Genomic DNA, 1,767 nt, shown 5'->3' with positions numbered 1-1,767 from the left:
CGGGCCGACGTGCACGGGGTCGTGACCTTCTACCACGACTTCCGGCGCACTCCCCCGGTCGCCCACCGCGTCAGCCTGTGCCGCGGCGAGGCCTGCCAGGCCCGCGGGGCGCAGACGTCCTACACCGCAGCCACCGAGCGCTGGAGCGCCTCCGCTGACGTCGAGGTCGCCGAGGTGTTCTGTCTGGGCCTGTGCGCCCAGGGCCCGTCCGGGCAGATCGACGGCGCGCTGCACACCGCCCTCTCCCCCGAGCGCATCGAGGCCCTCACCGCCGGGTGGCAGGCATGAGCACCGCGTGGGTCTCCTGCGACAGCGCGGCCGTCGCCGCGGGTGCCGACGCCGTCGCCGAGGCGATCGCGGCCGCCGGGATCACGGTGCGCCGCCACGGCTCTCGGGGGATGCTGTGGCTCGAGCCGCTCGTCGAGCTCGAGACCGAGGGCGGCCGGGTCGGGTACGGCAACATCACCGAGGCCGAGGTGGGGCCGCTGCTCGACGGTGCCCTCGACGACACCGACCGGTGCATCGGGCCCGTCGACGACCACCCGTGGATGGCCCGCCAGCACCGGGTGTCCTTCGCCCGGGTCGGGGTCATCGAGCCGACCGACCTCGCCGCCTACCGGGAGCACGGCGGCCTCGCCGGGCTCCTGCGCGCCATCGAGCTCACCCCCGAGGCGGTCGTGGCCGAGGTCACGGCCTCCGGCCTGCGCGGCCGCGGGGGTGCCGGCTTCCCGGCCGGCATCAAGTGGGAGACGGTGCGCACGGCATCCGCCGACGTGAAGTTCGTCTGCTGCAACGCCGACGAGGGCGACAGCGGCACGTTCGCCGACCGCATGCTCATCGAGGGCGACCCGTTCACCCTCATCGAGGGCATGGCCATCGCCGCCCTGGCCGTCGGTGCGACCGAGGGGTTCGTCTACCTGCGCAGCGAGTACCCGCTCGCCATCACCACCCTGCGCCGCGCCATCGAGATCTGCTACGCCCACGGCATCCTCGGTGAGTCCGTGCTCGGCAGCGGGCGCCGCTTCGACCTCGACGTGCGGGTGGGTGCTGGCGCCTACATCTGCGGCGAGGAGACCTCGATGCTCGAGTCCCTCGAGGGCAAGCGCGGCGAGGTGCGGGCCAAACCCCCGATCCCGGCGCTCGAGGGGCTCTTCGGGCGCCCCACGGTCGTCAACAACGTGCTGACGCTCTCGGCCGTGCCGATGGTGCTGGCCGACGGCGGCGAGGCGTATGCCGCACTCGGGACGGGTCGCTCGCGCGGCACGCAGGTCTTCCAGCTCGCCGGCAACGTCGCGCGCGGCGGCATCGTCGAGGCCGACTTCGGCATCACCCTCGACACCCTGGTCAACGACTTCGGTGGGGGCACGGCATCCGGGCGTCCCGTGAAGGCGGTGCAGGTCGGCGGCCCCCTGGGCGCCTACCTCCCCCCGTCGCAGTTCGCGCTGCCGATGGACTACGAGGCGTTCGCGGAGGCCGGGGCGATGGTCGGTCACGGCGGCATCGTCGTGTGGGACGACACCCTCGACGCCGCGGCCATGGCCCGCTTCGCCATGGAGTTCTGCGCCAAGGAGTCCTGCGGCAAGTGCACGCCCTGCCGCGTCGGGTCGATTCGCGGGGTCGAGGTCATCGACCGCGTCATCGCCGCACCTGATGACGGCGTGCGCCGCACCCAGCTCACCCTCCTCGAGGACCTCTGCACGACGATGACCAAGGGGTCGCTGTGCGCGATGGGCGGCCTGACGCCGATGCCCGTGCGCAGCGCCCTCG

At 73.4% G+C, this 1,767-nt stretch carries 2 protein-coding genes; both read left to right on the top strand.

The window, feature by feature from the left end; genetic code table 11:
* Positions 1-288, top strand: a 288-nt coding sequence (locus PLL68_RS14755) for an NADH-quinone oxidoreductase subunit NuoE family protein (RefSeq protein WP_324535380.1), incomplete at its 5' end; no start/stop codon positions are given.
* The coding region (locus PLL68_RS14750) for an NADH-ubiquinone oxidoreductase-F iron-sulfur binding region domain-containing protein (RefSeq protein ID WP_324535378.1) at positions 285-1,767 on the top strand (1,483 nt) is incomplete at its 3' end. The genes PLL68_RS14755 and PLL68_RS14750, both read left to right, overlap by 4 nt.

Origin of the sequence: Ornithinibacter sp. (genome assembly GCF_035443565.1) — a bacterium.
Taxonomy (GTDB): domain Bacteria; phylum Actinomycetota; class Actinomycetes; order Actinomycetales; family Dermatophilaceae; genus Fodinibacter.
This window is presented reverse-complemented; position numbering and strand designations above follow the sequence as displayed.